Annotated in this window: 21 protein-coding genes; 15 read left to right on the forward strand and 6 right to left on the reverse strand. The window is 37.5% G+C overall.

Going from position 1 to position 24,307, the window contains the following annotated elements; genetic code table 11:
• The first annotated feature begins 86 nt into the window (after positions 1-86).
• Complete coding sequence (locus M0D58_RS16010) at positions 87-872, forward strand: T9SS type A sorting domain-containing protein (RefSeq protein WP_248391551.1); 786 nt, start codon at positions 87-89, stop codon at positions 870-872.
• Positions 873-1,359: 487 nt separating this feature from the next.
• Here the strand turns inward: M0D58_RS16010 and M0D58_RS16015 are convergent, their stop codons facing one another.
• Together M0D58_RS16015 and M0D58_RS16020 are read right to left on the reverse strand one after the other, a co-directional pair.
• Positions 1,360-1,887 carry a DUF4136 domain-containing protein gene (locus M0D58_RS16015; protein WP_248391553.1) on the reverse strand — a complete coding sequence of 176 codons (528 nt, stop codon included), beginning with the start codon at positions 1,885-1,887 and terminating at the stop codon, positions 1,360-1,362.
• A gap of 1 nt (position 1,888) precedes the next feature.
• Positions 1,889-2,071, reverse strand: coding sequence for a C1orf53 family protein (locus M0D58_RS16020; RefSeq protein ID WP_029294953.1), 183 nt, complete (start codon positions 2,069-2,071; stop codon positions 1,889-1,891).
• Positions 2,072-2,111: 40 nt separating this feature from the next.
• Here M0D58_RS16020 and M0D58_RS16025 point away from each other — a divergent pair, with 40 nt between their 5' ends.
• The 4 genes from M0D58_RS16025 (at position 2,112) to hemL (ending at position 5,979) form a co-directional block, all read left to right on the forward strand.
• Complete coding sequence (locus M0D58_RS16025) at positions 2,112-2,438, forward strand: hypothetical protein (protein ID WP_248391555.1); 327 nt, start codon at positions 2,112-2,114, stop codon at positions 2,436-2,438.
• A gap of 154 nt (positions 2,439-2,592) precedes the next feature.
• A complete protein-coding gene (locus M0D58_RS16030) occupies positions 2,593-3,501 on the forward strand; it encodes a 1-aminocyclopropane-1-carboxylate deaminase/D-cysteine desulfhydrase (RefSeq protein ID WP_248391557.1) in 909 nt (302 codons plus the stop codon).
• 65 nt (positions 3,502-3,566) lie between these two features.
• Positions 3,567-4,625: a glucosaminidase domain-containing protein gene (locus M0D58_RS16035; protein ID WP_248391559.1), complete on the forward strand. Its 1,059-nt coding sequence runs from the start codon at positions 3,567-3,569 to the stop codon at positions 4,623-4,625.
• Positions 4,626-4,695: 70 nt separating this feature from the next.
• Positions 4,696-5,979: a glutamate-1-semialdehyde 2,1-aminomutase gene (hemL, locus tag M0D58_RS16040; RefSeq protein ID WP_248391561.1), complete on the forward strand. Its 1,284-nt coding sequence runs from the start codon at positions 4,696-4,698 to the stop codon at positions 5,977-5,979.
• 324 nt (positions 5,980-6,303) lie between these two features.
• On the opposite strand, the gene M0D58_RS16045 is transcribed toward hemL, so the two are convergent.
• The 3 genes from M0D58_RS16045 to M0D58_RS16055 form a co-directional block, all read right to left on the reverse strand.
• Positions 6,304-7,467, reverse strand: a complete 1,164-nt coding sequence (locus M0D58_RS16045) for a hypothetical protein (protein ID WP_248391563.1) — start codon at positions 7,465-7,467, stop codon at positions 6,304-6,306.
• A 189-nt stretch (positions 7,468-7,656) separates the two neighbouring features.
• Positions 7,657-8,871, reverse strand: coding sequence for a hypothetical protein (locus tag M0D58_RS16050; RefSeq protein WP_248391565.1), 1,215 nt, complete (start codon positions 8,869-8,871; stop codon positions 7,657-7,659).
• Between the two features lie 24 nt (positions 8,872-8,895).
• A complete protein-coding gene (locus tag M0D58_RS16055; protein ID WP_248391567.1) occupies positions 8,896-11,364 on the reverse strand; it encodes a TonB-dependent receptor domain-containing protein in 2,469 nt (822 codons plus the stop codon).
• A gap of 188 nt (positions 11,365-11,552) precedes the next feature.
• Between M0D58_RS16055 and M0D58_RS16060 the strand changes: the two genes are divergently transcribed.
• From M0D58_RS16060 to M0D58_RS16075, 4 genes are all read left to right on the forward strand, one after another.
• On the forward strand, positions 11,553-12,230 hold the full coding sequence (locus M0D58_RS16060) for a response regulator (RefSeq protein ID WP_072885369.1): 678 nt from the start codon (positions 11,553-11,555) through the stop codon (positions 12,228-12,230).
• A 50-nt stretch (positions 12,231-12,280) separates the two neighbouring features.
• On the forward strand, positions 12,281-13,312 hold the full coding sequence (locus tag M0D58_RS16065) for a sensor histidine kinase (protein WP_248391569.1): 1,032 nt from the start codon (positions 12,281-12,283) through the stop codon (positions 13,310-13,312).
• A 130-nt stretch (positions 13,313-13,442) separates the two neighbouring features.
• Entirely contained in the window at positions 13,443-14,036 is a 594-nt protein-coding gene (locus M0D58_RS16070) for a plasmid pRiA4b ORF-3 family protein (protein ID WP_248391571.1), read from the forward strand.
• 466 nt (positions 14,037-14,502) lie between these two features.
• A complete protein-coding gene (locus M0D58_RS16075) occupies positions 14,503-15,852 on the forward strand; it encodes an alpha-amylase family glycosyl hydrolase (protein WP_248391573.1) in 1,350 nt (449 codons plus the stop codon).
• 60 nt (positions 15,853-15,912) lie between these two features.
• Here M0D58_RS16075 and M0D58_RS16080 read toward each other — a convergent pair whose 3' ends face one another.
• Complete coding sequence (locus tag M0D58_RS16080) at positions 15,913-17,454, reverse strand: hypothetical protein (protein WP_248391575.1); 1,542 nt, start codon at positions 17,452-17,454, stop codon at positions 15,913-15,915.
• A 244-nt stretch (positions 17,455-17,698) separates the two neighbouring features.
• Between M0D58_RS16080 and M0D58_RS16085 the strand changes: the two genes are divergently transcribed.
• The 6 genes from M0D58_RS16085 to M0D58_RS16110 all read left to right on the forward strand — a co-directional run bounded on the left by M0D58_RS16085 (position 17,699) and on the right by M0D58_RS16110 (position 24,182).
• Positions 17,699-18,151: a hypothetical protein gene (locus tag M0D58_RS16085; RefSeq protein WP_248391577.1), complete on the forward strand. Its 453-nt coding sequence runs from the start codon at positions 17,699-17,701 to the stop codon at positions 18,149-18,151.
• Positions 18,152-18,285: 134 nt separating this feature from the next.
• Positions 18,286-19,035, forward strand: a complete 750-nt coding sequence (locus M0D58_RS16090; RefSeq protein ID WP_248391579.1) for an SDR family NAD(P)-dependent oxidoreductase — start codon at positions 18,286-18,288, stop codon at positions 19,033-19,035.
• Between the two features lie 105 nt (positions 19,036-19,140).
• On the forward strand, positions 19,141-19,935 hold the full coding sequence (locus M0D58_RS16095) for a thymidylate synthase (RefSeq protein ID WP_248391581.1): 795 nt from the start codon (positions 19,141-19,143) through the stop codon (positions 19,933-19,935).
• A 181-nt stretch (positions 19,936-20,116) separates the two neighbouring features.
• Positions 20,117-21,436 (forward strand): serine hydrolase domain-containing protein, encoded by a 1,320-nt coding sequence (locus M0D58_RS16100; protein ID WP_248391583.1) that lies wholly within the window; start codon positions 20,117-20,119, stop codon positions 21,434-21,436.
• 4 nt (positions 21,437-21,440) lie between these two features.
• Entirely contained in the window at positions 21,441-21,659 is a 219-nt protein-coding gene (locus M0D58_RS16105; RefSeq protein ID WP_248391585.1) for a hypothetical protein, read from the forward strand.
• Between the two features lie 12 nt (positions 21,660-21,671).
• Complete coding sequence (locus tag M0D58_RS16110; protein WP_248391587.1) at positions 21,672-24,182, forward strand: M1 family metallopeptidase; 2,511 nt, start codon at positions 21,672-21,674, stop codon at positions 24,180-24,182.
• The last annotated feature ends 125 nt before the right edge of the window (positions 24,183-24,307 follow it).

Here is a 24,307-nt window from a genome sequence, read left to right on the forward strand (position 1 = left end):
AAAATATAAATCAATAATATGAGAGAAAAGAATTACTTTCGTTGTTATTATTTTTATTTAGAATGGTTAAAAATTTATATTTTAAAATGAGTATGCCTGTATTAGGGCTTATAGGCGGAGTTTTCTTTGCCGGTGCACAGTGTAATCCGGTAAGCAGTTTATCTGAAAATTTTGATGCATATTCCTGTTGCAGCATGGGAGTCGTGCCTACATGCTGGGATAGTGTGATTTTGGGCGGGGCAAGCCAGATTATTTCAAGTACACAGCCTGCCTCCGGAACAAGTCAGATTTATCAGACCGGCTATGGCACAGGCAAAATATCCATCGTTATTTTGCCGACAATGACAAATATTTCAGACGGTACGCATCGGCTTCGTGTGAAGATGAAAGCAAACGGAGCGGGTTATCTGGAATTAGGCTACATAAAAGATGCAATTCCCGAAACTTTTGTAGTTCTTCAGCCTATTACCATCACCAATACTTCCTATGACAGCACATCGGAAAGGATTTTTACGATACCAACTACGATTCCCGCAGGAATGAGGCTGGCCATACGCAATCCCGGAACTTCTTTTGCCGGACATTACTGGGACGATGTAGTCTGGGAACCTATACCGAATCTGGCAACCGGCGAAACGGAAAATCTGCCTAAGATAGGTCTTTATCCGAATCCTGTTCACGATGAACTGCATATTTCTAATGTGAAAAATGTAGAAACCCTTACATTAGCAGATACATCGGGAAGGATATTAAAAATCATTAATAATCCTTCAACTACCGTATCATTGAGTGATCTTGAAAAAGGAATGTATTTTATATCCTTACATTTCAAAAAAGGAGGAGATGCCTCATATAAAATAATTAAGGATTAACTTAGATTTTAAAAATTATTTTGTAAAAGTCAGTATACCGAGCTACTGACTTTTTTTATTATTTTAAATAGTAATGGTAATGCAGATTAGATGCTGACGGAAAATTACAACTTTTGAATATATGAGGAGCGTTTTAACATAAATAACTCTGCTTAAAAATACTATATTTGAAAAACTTTATTGAACAATTAAATAGTATTATGAAAAAACAGCTTGCTTATTCTTTTTCTCTGGTTTTTTTAATTATTACAACATTCGGTGTTATTAAATTTATTAAGAACAGTAATGATCATAAAGAGTGTGATACTATAGTGCGTTCATTTACGAGGAATAATACGGAAATAAAAGAAGTAAAACATATTTGTCACGAAAAATATAATTTTTAAAATGGGATAAATTTTCAGGAAGAATTTATTTCGATTATATGCTGAAATAAAAAGCCGATACAGAATTTGTATCGGCTTTCATATATAATGATTGATTTAAATTATTTTCTTTGTGGAGGGTAATTCTTCATGATTTCACCCACAATTTCAGGAATTTGTTTTTGCTTGGCTTTCGGGCGGTCTACGGAAATTCCGCTTCCGATCCCCTGCCAAACCAGTTTATTTGATCTTGCATCTACCATATCTACAATAATGGCCCCTTCATTATAATTGCTGGTCCATGTTCTGTTCATCCCGATTCCCCATCCGAAAGGTCCGCCCCATCCCCATGCTCCATAAGGAGAACTGGTGGTTATATCCGTAATTTTTTTATGATTGGCTTTCACGTTGATGATCAGATCCGGGCTGTCTCCCGACTGAAGACCTTTCATCTGAAGCTGTTTTGATAATTCGTTCAAAACTCTGTCTTTGTCTATGTCATTCAGTTTCAGATCATCAATTCTTAGCTTATAGGTTCTGTAATTCGTAAAGTTTGCGGTTTCCGCATAATCAGAACGTACATTAAAAGGACTGCAGGATGTTAAACCCAAAGTAGCCGCGGCTAACAAAATAAAAATATATTTCTTCATTTTACTTATTTTTTTTATCGTTTTTAATAAATGTGTCCGTTTTTTTATCGTATCCGTAAGGACAATGTCTACAGCCACTTTTACAGCAATGTCCTCTCTTCAGATGAAATTTTTCTGTAAAAACCTTATACCCCTGCTCATTGTAGTAAAAATCTTCACCTTCTTTGATGTCAAAAAGTGCCATAAGTTAAATCGCTAAGTCAAAAAACTTTATATTTGTTATTATGATAATTGTATGCCAAAAACTTTTGAAATTCCTAAAAATCAGCGGCATCGCTCTTTTTCCTTTTATCTTAATAAGGAATTCCGAAGATAAGAAAAATAAAATATTGATCAACCACGAAAAGATTCATTTAAGACAGCAAATCGAAATGCTGGTCATATTTTTCTATTTATTTTATATCATTGAATATTATTACTGGCTTTTTAAACTGAAAAATGCATTTCACGCTTATCAGAGAATTTCTTTTGAAAGAGAAGCATATGCCAACGAACATGATCTGAATTACCTTAAAAAAAGGAAATTATGGAGCTTCAGAAAATATCTTTAATAAAATTTTTCTCATACATTAAAAATTCCCTTCCTCGGGAGGGTGGTTTAAATTCACAAAAAAATTAAATTTTTATTAAAACGACAACGTTAAATCCATAGCAAAATTTAAAAAAACAAAAAATACTATTTTTGTACAATACATTCAGGCTACAATGATATTACAGCTTCCGGCACAAAAAATTCCGATCCAGGAAATCCCGATTGATAAAAAGGTTAAACTTTTCATCAAAAGAGAAGACCTCATTCATCCTGATATTTCAGGAAACAAATACTGGAAGCTATTTTTTAATATCAATAATTATTTGACCCAAAACCCGGAAAAGCCTTATATCATTACTTTTGGAGGTGCATTTTCCAATCATATTGCGGCAGTTTCTGCAGTAGGAAATCTCACCGGAATTCCTACTTTAGGTATGATCAGGGGAGGAGAACTTAAAGACAAATGGCGTGAAAATCCAACCTTAGTTTTTGCCAGAAAAAACGGAATGAACCTTCAGTTTGTAAGCCGTGAAGAATACAGGCACAAGGAAAAACTTACCGAATTTTTAAAAGCCGAATTTCCGGACGCGCTTGTCGTTCCCGAAGGTGGTACCAACGAAGAGGCGGTAAAAGGCATAAAAATGATGCTCAATGACGAAACAAAAGATTTTGATTATCTTTGCACCGCAGTGGGAACGGGAGGAACCATTTCAGGAATCTCAGAATTTTGTGAAGAGAATCAGAAAGTTATGGGATTTCAGGCGGTGATGGATCGTAGCTTGGAAGAAACGATTGCTAAATTAACTTCAAAGCGGAATTTCAGTCTAATAAATTCTTCCTTTGGGGGTTATGGTAAAATAAATGATGAGAATATCCGTTTTATCAATGATTTTAAGAGAGATTACGGAATTCCGCTGGAACCGATCTATACAGGAAAAATGATGCAGAAGGTTTTCGAAATGATTGAAGAAGGATATTTTCCCGAGAATAGTAAAATTTTGTGCTTCCACACCGGTGGATTACAGGGAATTGAAGGCGCAAATTTATTGTTGGAAAAACAGAACAGAAATTTAATTATATAAGTAAAATTGAAAATAGGAAACACTAAGTGTTCCATCTTTCATTTTAAAACAATAAAAATTATAAGATGAAAAGACTTTTCTTACTCGTAAGCCTTTTAGTTTTATCAAAATTTTCGGCTCAGACTTGGGCAACTGAAGATCAATACATCCAGAAATTTGCCAAATATGCTGTAGAAGAAATGGAAAAGTATAAAATTCCTGCTTCTATTACCCTTGCACAGGGACTTCTGGAGACGGGTGGCGGACAAAGCCGGCTCGCTCTGGAAGGCAAGAACCATTTCGGAATCAAATGTAAAGAAGACTGGACCGGAAAAACCATGAAGCACACCGATGACGCTCCCAATGAGTGCTTCCGGGTATATGACGATCCGCGTCAGTCGTATGAAGATCATTCCATATTTTTGTCGACAAGAAAATACTACGCCAATCTTTTCAACCTGGATATGAAGGATTACAGAGCGTGGGCAACCGGACTTAAAAAAGCAGGATACGCAACCAATCCGAGATATGCTTCCATACTAATCGGTAAAATAGAAAAATACAGGTTATACGAATTTGATAATACCAGCTCAAAAGAAGTGCTGTATGCGGTGCTAAAAATGTATCCGAATCTTAAGGATGACAGAACCTTTATGGCACAGCTGGAAACGGAAAAATATACCAAAAAAACAAAAGAGCCCGTAATCGTTGAAGTGCCCTATAAACAGACTTCTTATGCGCAACAGCAGAAAAGGGTGGAAAGAATCAGAACAAAATCGGAAGTTCTTAATTCTATTCTCATTAAAACCCACCCGAACGACGGTCTGAAATACATTGTAATTCCTGAAGATACCAATCTGGAATTTATCGCGAAAAAATTTAAAATAAGCGAAAGCAAACTTGTAAAATGGAACGAGCTGGAAGGTGATGTTCTATACAAAAATGATATTGTATTCCTGGAATCTAAAAATTCTGATGGAAATACAGCAACCTATAAAGCCGAAGCAGGGGAAGATATGCATGATATCGCCCAGAAATTCGGGATCAAATTGAATAAACTGTACGCTAAAAACAGGATGGATGCGGGGCAGAAGCCTTCTGCCGGACAATTGATTTATTTAATTGATAAAAAACCAAGAAATTAATTTGTTGATGGTCATTGTTGTTGGTTGATTGATAAACTGACAACAATCAGCCATTAACCAACAACTATATATGAAATACCAAAGAAGTTCAGCTTTATTTGATGAGGCGTATCAATACATTCCGGGAGGAGTAAATTCCCCGGTCCGGGCATTCAAATCCGTAGGAGGAGTTCCGGTTTTTATGAAATCTGCAAAAGGGGCTTATCTTACCGACGCCGATGACAACACGTATATTGATTATATTAATTCCTGGGGACCTGCTATTTTAGGACATACCCATCCCGAAGTTTTAGAAGAATTGAAAATTCAGGCAGAGAAAGGTTTTTCCTTCGGAGCTCCTACAGAACTGGAAACTGAAATTGCAAAATTCATCGTGGAAAATGTCCCGAATATAGACCAGATCAGAATGGTTTCTTCGGGAACGGAAGCATGCATGAGTGCAGTGCGCCTGGCGAGAGGCTTTACAGGAAGAGATAAGATCGTAAAATTCGAAGGCTGTTATCACGGGCATTCAGATTCATTCCTGATAAAGGCGGGGAGTGGTGCTGCTACCTTCGGAAATCCGAATTCTCCGGGAGTAACGGCAGGAACGGCAAAAGATACCTTACTGGCAAGATATAATGATTTTGAGCAGGTAAAAGATTTGTTCAGACATAATCAGGGTGAAATTGCTGCAGTCATTATTGAACCTGTAGCCGGAAATATGGGCTGTGTTCTTCCTGAAAACGAATTTCTTCAGAAATTGAGAACCATCTGTGATGAAAACGGCGCTTTATTAATCTTCGATGAGGTAATGACTGGTTTCAGGCTTGCTTTCGGAGGTGCTCAGGAGCTTTTTAATGTAAAAGCTGATTTGGTAACCTATGGAAAAGTAATCGGTGGTGGACTTCCGGTAGGCGCTTTTGCAGGAAGAAACGAGATTATGGATCATCTTGCTCCAAAAGGAGGTGTTTATCAGGCAGGAACACTCAGCGGAAATCCTCTGGCCATGAGAGCCGGATTAAAAACGCTTCAGCTGATTAAAAAGGATCCTGAATTTTTCAATCGCCTGGCAAAAACAACCGAAACACTGGATTTTGAAATCGGAAAAATTTTAAATGAAAAAGGAATCCCTCATAAAATCAACCGAAAAGGGTCAATGATGTCTGTGTTTTTCGATATTAACAGGGTTTCTAATTTTGATGAAGCGCAGGAAGCCAATCATGCTTTGTTTAATAATTTCTTCCATCAGATGCTGACGAACGGAATTTATCTTCCGCCAAGCGGCTATGAAACGTACTTTATCAGTGATGCCATCAGGGATAAAGAAATCGATAGGACGCTGGAAGCCGTACGAAAATTTGAATATTCTTAAATAATAAAAAGGATGAGGTTAAACTTCATCCTTTTTATTTAATCTGCATATAGCTGATGTTGTTTCAATTGTCATTTTATAGGGATTCCGATAAGTTATTCAACGTGTATTTTGATATTCGAAGCCTCGTGGATGACGTTCGTGAAAACCGGCAATGAAGTGTTATACATCTCCGCAGGGATACATTATAATTTGGGATCTATGTTTTAAAAGGGCTGGCAATATTTATTACGTATCCGTTGGTGTTTTTTACAAGTTCTGAAAGATTATAATGGCAGCGGCACCGGATTTTCCGGTGCCGCTGCCATTATTATTTAAACAAATTTATTGTAGGGTAGACCATCCAATTGCCCAGGCCGGGCTCGCCAGCTTGTTTCCTGCGCCGGTAGCATCAGATTTTTCGGTGTACGTTGATGGCAGAATGGTTACCGTGGAACCATCGGTTGTTTTCGCTGTCATTTTGTTGGTAACATTGGTATCAAAAAAGACATTCTGGATTTTGCTCTGCCCATTGATATAGGTTACCGTGGAATTATTTTCAAGGCTGAAACCGTCTGTCCAGTTAGAAAGCACTACATTGTCAAAATTGGCATACGTTCCTGAATACAGTCTTATCGCCTGCGATTCTCCTGATGTCCCGCCAAGAATGGTAACATTTTTAATAATCGGATTAGACCTTGGAGAGGCATCTGCGTTTGTTGCATTATTGAGTCCCTTGATCCCGGTATTTCCTGTACCGCTGGTTCTTCTTTTGGTATAGAGATTGGTAGCTGTTCCTATCCATCCGTCTGTCCAGACAAAGGCATCGTCTGCATTGCTGATGGAAACAATATTGGAAATATTTACGGTTCCGCCATACATCTGGATCCCGTCTTCAGCGCCATTTACAACGGCTATATTTTCAACTTTCGTATCACTTCCTACACCATACAATGACAAGCCATTGAAGTTTTTATCGGTAGCGTAGCTGATTCCTGCGTTTTCAATTCTCACATACGTTAATGATCCCGAATTGTCTGTAGCAGCTGTTCCGCCATACGAAGCATTTCCAACTTCGGAAGTAGCTGTTGCGCCGGTATTGATGGGTGCTCTGCCACATATCATGACGCCTCCCCATGTTCCTGCAGCCGCTGCCGAGGAATTGAATGTTACGGGAGATGCCGGGGTTCCATTAGCAAAGATCTGTCCGCCCTGTTCTATTACAACATAGGATTCTGCTCCTGCTGTAGCCACGATTCTTGTTCCTGCCGGAATCACAAGTTTACCACCGGATTTCACCCGTACTGCTCCATTGAGTACATACACTTTTGTCGCATCAAGAGTAACCACCTGGCCATCGGTAACCTCACCTTTGAAATTTGCCGGATCCTGTGCAATTCCCACCACTTCAATGGTGGCTGTGTCTTCATCTTCCGAACATGAGTGGATGATGGATGAAAAGCTTATAACGGCAGCTGCAATGAAGAGCTTCAGATAGTTTTTTCTCATAATATTGTAAGGTTATTATGCTTAATGGAGTTTTTAAATGCTGTTTTATTTCAGAAGACCAAATTACCATTTTTCTCTGTATTTCCATAATCCGGATCAGCAGAAATACAGATTTATTCAATAAACACAAAACGGCACCGGAAAAATTCCGATGCCGTTTTTTTTAATTTGATATGATAAAACTAATTACTAATTCATAGCATCTGTTACGTCGAAGCTGGAAAGGCCAGTCCACCCTTTAGCCCAATCTGGTAAAGCTGTTCCGCTACCTGCACCTGTTGCAGATGTATTTTCAGTGTATACAGAACTGATATCTACGGCTGTACCGGCAGTATTTTTAGCTTTAGATTTTGTAGCAACATTTACAAATCTCAGGTTTTTGATGTAAGAACCACCCTGGAACCATGTTAAAGTTCTGTCTGTTTCGAAATCAAGACCTGTTGAATAGTTTGCCAAAACGATGTTGTCAAACTGACCGTTAGATCCTGCTCTTACTTTCATGCCCTGAGACTCGGATCCAGCAGTGTTTCCTAAGAACGTTGCATTGTTGATGACAGGATTAGAAGCACCGTTTCCGAAAGTAGTGTTCGGGTTGGTATCCTGAGTATCTGCTTCAATACCTCTGTTTCCTGGTTCTGCAGCGGTTTGATATGCTTTCATTCTGGCAGCGTAAATGTAATTTACAGTACCTCTGTATCCTTCAGTCCAGTCGAAAGAATCATCACCCACACCTGTTACAACAATGTGATCAAGGTTTGCGTTTCCTCCGAAACATTCAATACCATCATCAGCACCTACAGTTACATATACATAAGAAATTGTAGTTCCGCTACCCACTCCGAAAAGAGAAAGTCCGTTAAATTCTTTTTCAGGATTATATTTGAATCCGCTGTCTTTAATAATAAGATATTTAATAATACCTGAATTATCAGCTGTGTTTGTTCCTCCGTACGTTAAATCACCCAATTCTGAAGTTGATGTTCCGGATGAAGTTCTGTTACTAGGAGCATTTCCTAAGATAACAATACCTCCCCAGTGTCCTTGTTTGTGTGCAGTACCCTCAAAAACAACCGGGTTTGAAGCAGTACCGTTTACAAAGATTTTACCACCTCTGTCTACGATTAAATAATTGGCACCTTCTGCTACAGTAATTCTTGTTCCTGCAGGGATGATAAGGCTTGCACCGTTCTCAACCATTAATTTACCGGTGATGGTATATACTTTTGAAGGGTCTAATGTTACGGTAGTTCCCGCAGCAATATTTCCTTTAAAGTTGCTTGGATCGATGGTAGAAATTGTTTCTGTAGAGTCGTCGTCATCAGAATTGCTACAAGAAACGGCTACTGATGAAAATGCTCCAACTAATGAAAAGAAAAGAGCTGCTTTTAAGATTGTTTTTTTCATAACTTTTATAGATTTTTATTTTTATTAAAATTTATACGACAGGTTTAATCCTAACTGACGGCCTTTTGTATAGTCTTTGTGGATGAAGGTCTGCGTGGTATTTTCCTGCTCAATTTTGAAGTGAGGATTCAGTAAATTTTTTGCAGAAATCCCGATACCGATTTTGTTTAATGTGAAACTTAAATTCATATCAAGAATCTCTCTGGGTACTTCATAAAAATTTCCGATAAATCCTGTTCCCACGGAATAAAGACTTTTTCCGATGTGTGAATAAGAAACTACAAAATCTAAACTGTTTACATTATTCCATTTGTAGTTGTATCCTAAGTTTACGTTGGCAATAAGATCTGCAACTCCTTGGATTTTATCTTTTTCTGTATTGAATACAATGGTTTTGCCTCCGTTTTCTTTTGCAATTTCGTTCTCAGATTTAAATTCCTGTTCAGAATGCATGTAAGTAGCATTAAGGAATGTATAAATTTTAGAGTTATTCCAGGAATAAAGGTCTTTTCTGAATTCGGCTTCCGCTCCTACAATATACCCCCAATCTGAAATGTTGAAATACGTCATGTCACTTGGAGCCGAACTAGCATAGCTTGTTCTTGCAATGGCATTCTGGATGTATTTTCCAAAAGCTGTAACTGAAATAACTTCACCGGATCTTGGGAATAATTCCCACTTAAGGTCTGCATTGTAATTGTCAGACGGATTAAGGAACTGGTTACCGTACGTATTCGTTGTTACATCATAGTAAGCAATAGGAATAATTTCTTTTGCCTGAGGTAATGTATATGATTTGGAGAAGGCAAATCTCAAATTCTGCTTGTCGTTGATGCTGTATTTCGCGTTCAAGGCAGGTAAGAATTTGTTGTACTGCTTGTTCTTTTTACCATCCTGTGCAATGGGATCCAGCCATTTCATCTGCATGTCGATATAATCAAAACGGCCACCAACCTGGATAATGAATTTGTCTGAAAGGGTAATATCCACATTGGCTAAACCGGATTGGATATTCTGCTTTGCAGTATAATAAAAAGGATTGAATAATTTATCAGTTGGCTGGAAAGTGATATAGGAGAATAATGAATTGTTTCCTGCATTGATATATCCGTCGATATTATTAGGATCTACCGGTACTACATTGCTGAAGTTCATTCCAATGGTAGTATTTTCAAATTTTCTGTCCTTATACTGTCCGTCATATCCTACGGTTACTTTGAATTTTTCAAACGTTTTGGTAAGATAAGCGTGTCCTAATACTGTATTGTCTTTCAGTTCATCAAAATACCTGTGGTTGTTGATGGCGCTTCCTGCAATGAGCTGAGAGTTTGTGGCATCAATGGTATTCTGAAGACGGTCTGGCCTTTTACTGTTCAGCATATTGTAACCTAAAGCCCAGTCTGCAGACCATGTGTCTCCCAATTTATGGGTTCCTAATAACTGGTTTACCCATGTGGTTGTGATCTTGTTATCACCACGGTTGATAATCACATTTCTGTCTACATCATAGGAATATCCTTTATAAATTTTCGCTGACTGGTCAGACGAGTGGATATAGTTTGAGGTAAAGCTTATTTTATGGTTGGCATTAATTTTATATCCTAAGTTTACTAGAGCTGTAGTATTGGTTTTATAATTAAAACGCTGTACGTCCGTGTAGTTTTTACTCGGCGTATTGTCAAAGAAGTAGTACCCTTCCTGTCCCTGGCTGTATTCATAAGAGTTTTCAAATCCGGCATAAGCAAATAAGGAAAGCTTTCCGAAAGTAGCACCCCCTTCAATATTCATATCTGTGTTGAAAGGATTTTGTGCATTTTTAAAATTCCATGTCGTCTGGAAAGGATATTTCTGATAAGGATTTCCTTTGGTAAAAGTGGTTTCCTTATATCCGAAGAATCCCGGAGCACCGTCCTGAACTTTGAAATCTTTTTTGTCAAATGTCTGAAGGTTAATGCTGCTTCCCAAACCTATTTTGAAATAAGGCTTTCCTGAATGCTCTCTGGAAACGATATTTACATTCGCTCCACCAAAGTCTCCAAGCATTTTCGGGTTGTACACTTTATCTAATGAAATATATTCAATCATTGACGTCTTAAAGATCTCAAGATTGATGTTTTTGTATTCCGGATCGTCGGAGGGAATTGGCAATCCGTTTAATGTAGTACTGTTATATCTGTCACCAAGACCTCTTACGAAAATTTGTCCGCTTCCTTCTTGTTTAGTGGTTCCGGTAGCTTTGGTTACAGCTGTTGCTGCATCACCGACCCCTTGTTTTGCAAGCTGTACAGAACCTACACGTTCAATTACTTCTACAGATTTTTTTTGCAAATTGATAAGATTGGCTTCAGTTCCTTTTTTAGTAGATCCTTTAATGACTACACCTTCGATTTTTTTCTCTTTCTTTAGGGTGTCGTTTGTGGTCTCTTGAGCGTAAAGTACAGTTCCCGATGTTGTTAAAAACAAAACTGCGATACTCAGTTTTCTAAAATTCATTTCTTTTTTACTATATAACTTTCGGTGCAAAGGAAGAAAGAATCTGTGGGGTAAATGGTTTAGGGAAATTTAATTTTTTCTTAACTAAACATTAAGAAAAAGATATTATTGTTAACTTTATGTGAACGATGTTCCTTTTATTAAACTGTGATTAAAATATTATTAACTTTGACGCGTAAAAATTAGAAATGAACCAAAAGAAAATCCTCTTAATAGACGATGAATTGGATATTTTAGAGATTCTGTCTTACAATCTGGAAAAGGAAGGCTATGATATCTATACGGCCACAAATGGTAACGAAGGTATCGATAAAGCCAAAGAAATTGTTCCCGATCTTATACTATTGGATGTCATGATGCCGGAGAAAGACGGTATTGAAACATGTCAGGAACTTCGTAAGATTAAGGAACTTCAGAAAACACTGATCGTTTTTCTTTCAGCAAGAAGCGAAGAATTCTCTCAGCTGGCAGGTTTTCAGGCAGGAGCAAACGATTATATCGTAAAGCTTATTAAACCGAAAATCCTTATTTCTAAAGTAAATGCTTTATTACAGCTTACTTCTCAGGTTTCGGACAATTCCAAGCTTATTGAGATCGGTGATCTGATCATTGATAAAGACAATTTCAGAGTATCGAAAAGCGGGCAGCAGTTTCTGCTTCCGAAAAAGGAGTTTGATCTTCTTTACTTACTTGCTTCCAATACGGAAAAAGTATTCAAAAGAGAAGAAATCCTGGAAAAGGTGTGGGGAAATGACGTGATCGTGGGAGAGAGAACGATTGACGTACATATCAGAAGATTAAGAGAAAAATTAGGGATCAACACGATTCAGACTTTAAAAGGGATTGGGTATAAACTTATTGTTTAATACTCAATTTCATTTTCTTACCTTTACATCAACCCATAAAAATTGTAAAATTGAAATTTTACAGACTTACCCTTGTAGCCTCTTGTCTTCTGACATTGGTGATGTTTCTTTTAGTAATCATTTTCGATTCGCTAAAAGATATGTATTACAGTACACCTTTCTTCAAGATTGGTCTTTTCATTTGCCTTATTTTTATCTTTATCATTAATTATATTGTTTTGGAGCTGCTGTTCAATTACTATGGTAAAAAACAGGTCCGCGGACTTTCGCTTCTGTTACCTCAGGAAATTGTTCACGATGATGCCGAAAACATTACCATCAAAGAACTTGGAGAAAGATTTTCAGATTTAAATCAGAAAAAGGTTACTGAGCTGGACATGATGAAGGAAATGGAAAGCTATCGTAAGGAATATATAGGAAACGTTTCTCATGAGCTTAAAACGCCTTTATTTTCCATCCAGGGGTATGTGGAAACCCTACGGGATGGCGGAGTAGACAACCTTACCATCCGCGACAAATACCTGGAGAGAATTGATAAGTCGGTAGAAAGGCTTATAGCCATTGTTACCGATCTTGATATGATTAACCGTCTGGAGGCTGGAGAAATAAATCTTAACGTTTCAAAATTTGACGTCAACCTTCTCATCAGGGAAATTTTTGACCTCCTTGATCTTGAAGCTGAAAAGCACAATGCTACCATGCAGATTCAGACCCTCCATCCGCAGATTTTTGTAGAGGCGGATAAACAGAAGATTTCGCAGGTTTTTATCAACCTTATTTCCAATGCCATCCATTATGCCAACAGGCAGGAAGCAAAAGTAGTGGTAAAAACGAACATTCTGAAAAATAAAGTCCTGATTGAAGTTATCGATAATGGAATGGGGATCAAAGCAGAAAGTCTTCCAAGGATTTTTGAAAGATTTTACCGTGTGGAAACCAGCCGCAGCAGGAGAGAAGGTGGCTCAGGATTAGGATTGGCCATCGTAAAGCATATTCTGGAAGCTCATAATGAAAATATCACGGTTGAAAGCGTATACCTTGAAGGAACAAAATTCAGTTTTATGCTTGAAAAAAGTAAATAATTTTTGCAAAATGTAAGGAAAAAAAATATTTTAAAAAATCCTGAAATATTTTTTTGTCACATCTCATTTATTTTATATTTGCAACAGAGATTTATCATAATAACAAAGGCAAAAAAGTAATTTTAAACTGATGGTTTACAAAATCCGCGTAATATTAGATGCGAAAGAAGATATTTTCCGGGATATCGAAGTTAAAGGAAAACAGACGCTATGGAACTTACATTTAGGAATTAAAAGTGCGTTCAGCTTGCAGGGAGACGAGCTTTCAGCTTTTAATTTACTGGAAGAAGACGGAACGATCGTAAAAAGTGTTCCGTTGGAAGATATGAGTGACGATGGCGATGGAGAGATTATGTCGGATGTTTACATCGATGAAGCTTTCGAAAATAAAGGTGATAAAGCTCAGTTTCAGTACGGACTTCTCGATCTTTGGGAATTTTTCTGCGAATTGATCGAAATTATAGATGAAACAAAAGGCGTAAATTACCCGATTACCGTATACCGATTCGGAAATGTGCCTTTAAAAGCACCAAGCAAAAGCGGAACGGGAGGGTCTAAAAAGAAATCTGCCATGCCGTTGCTGGATGATGATTTCAGCTTCGAAGATGATTTTGCCGTTAGTGGTAATTTTGAAGATGAAGACGACGATAATTTCGATGATGAGGAAGAAGAAGATTACAATGACGATGTTTTTGATGATGAAGACAACGATGACGAAAGATAATAAATATACAGCCCTGAAATTCAGGGCTTTTTTATTGCCGAAACTTTCGGAATCTTATTGATATTTCCAGTCTGGTCTTTACTTTAAGAATAACTTGATATTGAGATCTTTTATTTGAAGCTTTTTTGACTTCGTCGAATTGTATTATTGATATTTTTTAAAGGAGCTATTTGATTACATCGAAAAGCAATATATATTTTATTGGAAGCTTTTTCCTGCTCTCCGCACTCGCTATTTTTAATTTTTCGGCGGCACGGCTTCGCCGCGCCGCCGAAAAATTAAAAATGAGCTCAGACAAAGCTGCGATCAGGGCTAGGGTAGTCGACATGAAAAAATTAACACTGTCAAAATCAATGAAGCGGGATTTTAATCGTCTGAACTGAAAGTGAAATGTTCTGCATTCTAAAATTAGACATCCACAATTCTCTTATTCCAATCACAATTGTTATTTTTGTTAAAAGAAATAATGAAAAAATTAATTCTATTAACGATAATGGGCTTGGGAATCGTTTCCTGTGCCACTCAAAATACAACAAGAAAAATGACGGAACAGCCTAAAGAATGGAAGCACACCACCAATATTTATGAAGTTAATGTAAGACAATATACAAAAGAAGGAACATTCAAAGCCTTTGAAAAGGAGATGCCGAGACTAAAAGCGATGGGGGTGAAAACCCTTTGGTTTATGCCGGTTACTCCCATTGCACAGCAAAACAAAAAAGGAAGCCTGGGAAGTCAGTATGCTGCGGCAGATTACACATCTATCAATCCCGAGTTCGGAACAATGGATGATTTTAAGCATATGGTAAACGAAGCTCATCGTTTGGGATTTAAAGTCATCATCGACTGGGTAGCGAATCATACAGGATGGGATCACGTCTGGACAAAAACACATCCCGAATTTTATCTGAAAGATCCTGATGGAAGTTTTCACCGTGCATCAGGAATGGATGATATCATAGAACTGGATTATAAAAATCAGCAAATGAGACTCGCAATGATTGATGCCATGAAATTCTGGATCCGTGAAACCGATATTGACGGTTTCCGTTGTGATCTTGCCTCTTGGGTTGAAGTAGATTTCTGGCAGCAGGCACGTCCTGAAGTTGAAAAAATAAAGCCGCTCTTCTGGATTGGGGAATATGATGAACTGGAAAACCCGGAATATGGAAAAGTCTTTGATGCAAGCTATTCATGGAAGTGGATGCACAAATCAGAAGACTATTATAAGAAAAATCTCCCCATACAGGAACTGAAAGATCTTCTTATACAATACTCCAATATCGGAGATGGTTCTATGAGAGCCTGGTTTACCTCCAATCACGACGAAAACTCATGGAACGGTACCGAATATGAAAAATATGGTGTGATCACTAAGCCAATGGCAGTCTTTTCTGCAACATGGAACGGAATTCCATTGCTTTATTCCGGGCAGGAACTTCCCAATATGAAAAGACTGGAATTCTTTGAAAAAGATCCTATAGAATGGACTAATAATTACCAGATGGCAGAGTTTTATAAGACTTTATTAAACCTTAAATCATCAAATCCGGCTTTAAGAGGCGGTGACCCGAATGTCGGAACCTATCTTCTGAATACAACTGCTAATGATAAAGTATTTGCATACCTAAGAAAAAACAGTAATCATGAAGTCTTGGTTGTTTTAAATATGTCAAAAGATCCTGTTGACTTCAATATTGAAGACGAGCATCTGTCCGGATCATTCAAAAATGTTTTCACCAAGATGAACAGAGATTTTCAGGAAGGGAAGCACTTTAATTTCCAACCCGGCGATTATGCTGTTTTTGAAAAGTAATTCATATAAAAATCTCCGCCTGTCCAGGCGGAGATTTTTTTGTAAAGAATGATTGGTTATCTATAGAGCAACCAGCTGTACATTATCAATAACCCAAAGTTCAGAAGCAGCATTATTTCTTAAGCCAATTCTTATACGGAGCTGGCTCGAGTTTGGAATTCCCGTTACCGATAGCTTTGTTATTGCCTGGGTTCCGGTAAACGTAATCCCTGAAGAAGTTGAGGTGTTAGAAGAGCTAACATTAAGATTTGATGAAGAGTAACTGTTGGTGCCCGTGCCTGTACCTGTAAATGCCCATCTTACATTTGAGCCGGTTGAAGAATTTCCTCCAAGTAACGTAAGTTTGGTTGCATACGTTGCTCCGCTGTCAGTACTTATTTCTACCGACACAAGATCGCTGCTTTCCATTCCGTTGGTAGTACTTGCTATGGAAAATGCTGCCACATCAAAACTGAAAGTAATATTATTGGTATAGCTTGACGCATCTACGGTGTTAAATTCAACATAGGTACTTGTCACTGTACTAGTCGTTGGATTAGAGTATCCATAACCTCTTGACCCTGTTGAAAATAAAGGGGACGAAGCTGGTGCATCTCCGCTTGCTGCTGTAGTCCCTGAAGTAAAGTTTAAACCTCCTGTAAAAAATCCTGAGGTTGTATAATTTACTGTATCACCTGTCTCAAATCCTTGTGAAAAAATAGTACCTGTTATCAGATTTATTACAGGCCCTTTAAATGCAGAACCTGCTTCTGCACCCGTTGTTGTACCTGATATTGCCATAGGGGTGACATAGAATTTAATATATTTTCCAACATCACCGGGTCCTACAGCGTATGTAATTCCATTTGCCCCTGCTATTGTTGTTTCGTTAGTGCCTGATGTATCATCGGAACGTGTCCATCTAAAAGTGGAAATTCCCTGCGCATTTCCTTCGGCATCGTTGTAAGTATAGTTTCCGGTAAGAGTTTGGCCCTGTATTGCATTTCCTGAAATTGTTACACCAGTAGCAACAGGAGCCTGGTTTGCGCCAACAGGCCCGCCCCACGCAGAACATTTTTGTATGCCAGGTGAAGCTCCAACTAATGAACCTGGAGTTACACAGACCTGAATGAATTTATTAAGGTCCGAAGCGCCCGTGGTATAATTTTGAGAGGTAGCAGAACCAATCGTAGCAATATTACTACCTGTTGCATCATCTGCTCTTCTCCATACGAAAGTCGTTGCATTGTCAGGATTACTTTCCGCATCAGAGAATGTATAATTCCCTGTAAGTACAGAACCTATAGTATAATTTCCACCGATGGTTACATTGGTCGCAGAAGGAACGGTATTAATTTCTTCATAACCCAGGTTTTGCCATTTTGTTCCGTCCCATCCAATAAAAGCCTTTTTATCTTTATCAAAAACAACAAGACCCTCACTTGCCGTACTGGAGAGGTTGTTGGCTGCAGCAGTGGTAATTCTTGGTAAAAGAAGTCCTTTTGTATCTGAATTAAGATCCAATAGCGAAGATGCATGTGGTGTTTGTGTATTTATCCCTACCTGAGCTAAAGTCATACACGAATAAATAGCTGATATTACAATAATTAATTTTTTTTTCATAGTGTTCTTATTAAAATTAACAGGTTTTATAAATGATTGTCTTTTTTTGAATTGATTATTTTATCAAAAATGATAAACATTAGTCAAATTTAGAAAATTTTCAAATAGTAGTGATAAAAATATTTTTATGTTAAATGTCTGTATTTCAAAGACCATAAAATGTACTGTGCTGAATAAATCTACCGGAAAAAGCGGCGTTAAATTTTTAAAATTAATTATTAATACATTTGGGTAATTAAGTGAAATGAATTCAGTTATGGATAAATCAAAATTATTAGATATCATAAAAAACAAACTTATAGATAAAATTCAGAAATTTGAACAGCTGATCGAAGATACCCGTGCTTCAAACAATGATACTAAAAGTTCAATGGGCGACAAATATGAAACCGGCAGAGAAATGCTCCAGCAGGAAATTAATAATCTGCAGAGACAGTTGAATGAAACGCTGAATCAGCAGGCTTTGCTACAAAAAATAAGCCCCGAATCTTGCTCAAAAGTACAGAGCGGGGCTTTGGTAGAGACTGAAAAAGGTTTGTTTTATATTGTTGCTTCCGTAGGAGAAGTAATTTGTGATAACCGTAAAGTAATGACCGTTTCAGGGGAGTCACCATTAGCTAAAGCAATGGCAGGATTAAGTAACGGACAAAGTTTTTCTCTGAATAGCATTACTCAGACTATTAAGCAGATTTGGTAAACGCCGGATAAGGGCTTTTTTGTTTAAATAATATTTAACCATAATTTAAGAAAATTTTATTGCTTACTTTAGAAGCAATACCGGGATTTTGTCGTAAATTGTGGTATCAATTATCACCAATTAATAAAATCAATATGGGAATTTTAGACAACAAAGTAGCACTTGTTACAGGAGCAGGATCCGGAATCGGATTAGCTGTTGCTCATTCGTATGCAAAAGAAGGCGCCAAAGTTATTGTATCCGATATTAATGAAGATCACGGTAACAAAGCAGTTGAAGACATTAAAGCACAAGGCGGGGAAGCGTCTTTTGTAAAAGCAGATACTTCAAACCCTGAAGAAGTGGAAGCTTTAGTAAAAAGAACAGTAGAAATCTACGGAAGACTTGATATTGCATGTAATAATGCGGGAATCGGTGGCGAACAGGCGCTGGCAGGCGATTACGGTCTCGACAGCTGGCAAAAAGTATTAAGCATAAATCTTGATGGCGTATTCTACGGGTGCAAATATGAGTTAGAACAAATGGAAAAAAACGGGGGCGGCGTTATTGTGAATATGGCCTCTATTCATGGTATTGTTGCTGCACCGCTTTCCTCAGCCTACACTTCTGCAAAGCACGCAGTGGTAGGGCTTACTAAAAATATAGGAGCAGAATACGGACAGAAAAATATCCGTTGCAATGCGGTGGGGCCTGCTTATATTGAAACCCCGCTGTTGGAAAGCCTGACAAAGGAAATGAAGGAAGCACTGATTTCAAAACATCCGATGGGAAGACTGGGAAAACCTAAAGAAGTAGCAGAACTGGTGTTATTCCTGAGTTCAGAAAAATCATCTTTTATGACGGGAGGCTATTATCTTGTAGATGGTGGCTACACGGCAGTTTAATATAATTTGATTTTCAGCAATAGAAAGCATCCATCAAAATGGATGCTTTTTTCATATAATTTCGGAATACTTTCTTTAAATTTGAACCTTAAAATTCTTTTTCAGATGCAGAACTATTTAGATCTTTTACAACATATTTTAGATAACGGAACTGATAAAACCGACAGGACGGGAACCGGCACAAGAAGTGTCTTCGGATATCAGCTTAGATATGACCTTTCTAAAGGCTTTCCTTTGGTAACGACCAAAAAAGTACATCTGAAATCTATAATTTATGAATTGCTCTGGTTTCTGAAAGGCGATACCAATATTAAATATCTTAAAGATAACGGAGTATCCATCTGGGATGAATGGGCCGATGAAAACGGAGATCTCGGACCTGTTTACGGAGCACAGTGGAGAAGCTGGAACGGCGCGGACGGTAAAGTGATCGACCAGATTACAGACGTGGTTGATCAGATCAAAAAAAATCCGGATTCCAGAAGATTAATTGTTTCTGCATGGAACGTTGCAGAAATCCCGAATATGGCTCTGGCACCGTGTCATGCTCTATTCCAGTTTTATGTAGCGGATGGAAAATTATCTTTACAGCTCTATCAGAGAAGCGCTGATGTCTTTTTGGGAGTTCCTTTTAATATTGCAAGCTATGCGTTATTGCTGATGATGGTAGCACAGGTTTGTGATCTTGAAGTAGGAGATTATGTGCATACTTTTGGAGATGTTCATATTTATAACAATCATTTTGAACAGGTTCATAAACAGCTCTCCAGAGAGCCGCGAGCGCTTCCTACAATGAAGCTTAATCCGCAAATTAAAGACTTATTTGATTTTGATTTTGAAGATTTTACGCTGGAAAATTATGATCCGCATCCGGGAATAAAGGCTCCTGTGGCAATTTAATTTAATGAAGATTTAAATCTTAGCAGTCCTTTACTATCAGAATAGAAAAAACCAAGAGCTTGCAGATGGGCTCTTATATCAAATTTCAATGCAATAAAAAATAAACCAAGTGAAGTGTAAAACTTCACTTTTTTTGTAACATCTCCTGAAAATTTTCAACTTATCCGGTAAATCTCAAGATATGTTTAAAAAGCTACTTTTTCTTTCAGCAATGGGTATTTCAGGTATGGTTTTCTCCCAGAATACGGTGAAAGATAAAATGTCCAATTATCTGGATTCTCTGTTTGTACACCATAAAATAATGGGAAGTTTTGCACTGGCAGAAGATAATCGGCCTACCTTTATAAAAGTAGTCGGATTTGCAGATGCAGAAAAAAATCAGAAGGCCAACGTAAATACGCAATATCGTATAGGCTCAATCAGTAAAACTTTTACCGCAGTTCTGATCATGAAAGCGGTTGAAGATAAAAAGATTTCTTTAGACAAAAAGCTTTCGGATTTTTATCCGGAAATTCCTAATGCGGATAAAATTACCATCGAACATTTACTGCAGCACAGAACAGGAATTCATAATTTAACGGATGAAGCCGAATTTTTACAATATTATACTCAGCCTCACACAGGAAATGATCTGGTAAATATCATTAAAAAATATAAAAGTGACTTTGAGCCGGGTTCAAAATATGAATACAGCAACTCAAACTTTATTTTACTTGGATTAATTCTTGAAAAAATCTATAAAAAAACGTACGCAGAATTAATTAAAGATAAAATTGCAAGACCATTAAAACTGACTTTAACAAGCGTTGGAGGAAAGATTGATACTTCAAAAAATCAGGCGAAATCCTATCAGTATTCTGGCGGAAGTTATATCGCAGCACCTGAAACGGATATGAGCATTCCGATTGGAGCAGGAAATATCATTTCGACTCCAAGAGAACTTTTAATCTTTATTCTAGGTCTGGAACAGGGAAAACTCATTAAAAAAGAAAACGTTGATAAAATGAAACATTTTATTGATGATTACGGATATGGCCTTGTGAAATTCCCATTTGAAAAGTATACAGGATTTGGACATAACGGCGCCATTGACGGTTTCAGATCAGAGCTGGTATACTTTCCTGAATTGAAAACAGCGGTTAGTTTCACAGTCAATCAGCAGGATATGGATTCTGATGAAATTTTTTCAAGAATGATGGCCGTTGCAACCGGAAAAGATTTTGAGATCCCCAATTTTAAGACGATAAACATTCCGGAAAACATACTTCAGAAATACGCCGGAACATACGCTTCTGTTGGAGTACCTCTGAAAATTAATATCTTTATCCAGGATAAAAAACTGATGGCGCAGGCAACCGGACAAAGCGCATTTCCTCTCGAAGCAACTTCTGTCACAAACTTTACATGTGATATGTACGGAATAGAAATCAATTTTTATCCCGAAAAAAATCAGTTCATCATCATGCAGGGAGGATCCAAAAACACATTCACAAAAGAATAAAACAATGAAATATTTAAAAATAAATATTGAAAAAAATGCAGACATCGAAGTCCTGAAAACGGTTATCCTTCAATTAAAAGGTGTAGATTCAGCAGAAATTATCGACGACGAAAATCCCGAAAGTGAACTTAAAAAAGCCTTTGCGAAAACGAAAGAACAGTTCAAAAAAGGAGATTACGAAACGTTAGTTAATGATATTTTTGATATTTTAACCAAGAAATAATTTTTAATCATAATGAAAAAAGCCATTTTATCGATCGCTCTTTTAGGAATTTTCTTTTCCACCAATGTAGCGGCACAAACCGAAACTTCAGGAAGAGAAAAAGTCTACCGGGCTACTCATACCAAAGTAACTGAACTTAAACATACCAAACTTAAAGTAAATTTCGATTATCAGAAAGAACAGATGAACGGTGAAGAATGGCTCACCGCATCACCGTTTTTTTACCCTTCCAACGAACTCACGCTCGATGCCAAAGGAATGCTGATTCATGAAGTAGCATTAGAATCGAATGGTAAAAAATCTCCGTTAAAATATGATTATAAGGACGATATTCTTAAAATCACTTTAGATAAAACCTACCAGAAAAACCAGGATTACACGGTTTATATTAAATATACTTCCCGTCCAAACGAAGTGAAGCAGGAAGGAAGCGCCGCTATCAATGATGCAAAAGGACTCTACTTTATCAACGCACAAGGGAAAGATCCAGATATGCCTACACAGATATGGACGCAGGGCGAAACCGAATCTTCTTCAGCCTGGTTTCCTACCATTGATAAACCCAATCAGAAGACTACTCAGGAAATCTACATGACGGTTCCTGACAAATATGTTACGCTTTCAAACGGTATCCTGAAAGATTCTCAAAAAGAATCCAACGGCTTGAGAACGGATCATTGGGTGATGGATAAAAGACATTCTACCTACCTGTTTTTCATGGGTGTGGGAGAATATGCTATTGTAAAAGATAAATGGAGAAACATTCCTGTAGATTATTATATTGAAAAAGAATATGAGCCGTATGCAAAGCAGATCTACGGAAATACGCCGGAAATGATCGAGTTTTTCTCTAAAAAACTGGGTTACGATTATCCTTGGGCTAAATATGCACAGATTTCCGGAAGAAACTACGTCAGCGGCGCAATGGAAAATACAACGGCCACTCTTCACGGAAGTGATATCCTGCAGAAACCCGGGCAATTAATTGATGAAAACACTTGGGAAGATACCATTGCCCATGAATTGTTTCACCATTGGTTTGGTGATCTTGTCACAGCGGAAAGCTGGAGCAATCTTACGGTTAACGAATCTTTTGCCAACTATTCGGAGTATCTGTGGAATGAATTTAAGTATGGAAAAGATCAGGCAGACTATCATCAGATGACAGATGTGAATATGTACATCCACAATCCTACCGATTTTAAAAATAATCTTGTACGATTTGATTACGCTTCCCGCGAAGATGTTTTCGACCTCGTGACCTATCAGAAAGGAGGAGGAATACTTCACATGCTCAGAAACTATCTTGGCGATGAGGCTTTCTTTGCCGGAATGCAGGATTATCTTAAAACCAACGAATATCAGAATGCCGAAGCTCATCAGCTGAGACTTTCATTCGAAAAAGTTTCCGGAAAAGACCTGAATTGGTTCTTCAATCAGTGGTATTTCGGTAGTGGAAACCCGAAAATCAATTATTCCTACACTTTCGAACCTGTTAAAAAGCAAGTTGCAGTGACCATTGAGCAGACGCAGGAACAGCCGTTCCAGTTTCCTCTGGCCATTGATGTTTACGAAAATGGAAAACCTAAAAGATATAACGTTTGGGTAAATGCGGAAGCTAAAAATACATTCAACTTTGATGTTTCTAAAAATGCAGATCTTGTCAACATTAATGCAGATGGCGTTTTACTGGCAGAAATCAACGATACCAAAACACCTGAACAGTATCTGATGCAGTTTACGGGATCTAAAGAATTCAAAAGCAGATACAATGCTTTAAATGGTATTAAAGATCAGGTCGGAAAAAATCCTGCAGCAACTAAATTATTGTCGGCAGCAATCAAAGATCCTTACTTCAGAACAAGGATAAAAGCATTGCAGCTTATGGATCTTTCCAATGCAGAGCAATTGAAGGCTTTAGGCTCAGATGTTGAAAAATTAGCTTCTAACGATCCTAAGACACTGGTTCAGGCGGCAGCTATTTCAGCATTGGCAAAAACAAAGGATAAAAAGTACATGCCGATATTTGAAAAAGGAATTAATGCGGTCTCCAATGCCGTAAAAGGAAGTTCTGTGGGAGCTATTGTTGCTATTGATCCGTCAAAAGCTGCGGCATATGCTGATAAAATTGATTTAGAAGGAGCTTCGGAAACACTGGCTGCACAAATGCTTCCGATTATTGTAAAGAATAAAGTTACTTCCCAAATGGCCAATATTGCGCAATTTGCAGCGTTTTATCCTTTTATCAAATTCCAGAATCCTGAACTTGGAAAATCTGCAGAAGAAGGATTCAACTGGATTATGACCTCAGACAATGTAAAAGCTACAGAAAGCATCACGAAAATTCTTGGTCAGGCAAAAGGACAGATTGGTGAAAACCCTCAGGTAAAAATGATGATAAGCCAAATGCTGAAAGATGGTCTGAATAAAAAAATGGAGCTTTTAAAACAGAATCCTCAAAGTGCCGCAAGCATTAATAAACAGATCGATCTGCTGAATAAAGCAATTGAAGATTTTAAATAATGTTCAGGTAAACTCTATAATATTATAATGATGATAACCGCTATTTTATAATAGCGGTTATTTTATTGGTTAAACGATTTTTATTAAATTTTATATATTAAATTTTTAATATTGTTGATTTATTT

It is taken from the genome of Chryseobacterium nepalense, from assembly GCF_023195755.1.
GTDB lineage: Bacteria > Bacteroidota > Bacteroidia > Flavobacteriales > Weeksellaceae > Chryseobacterium > Chryseobacterium nepalense.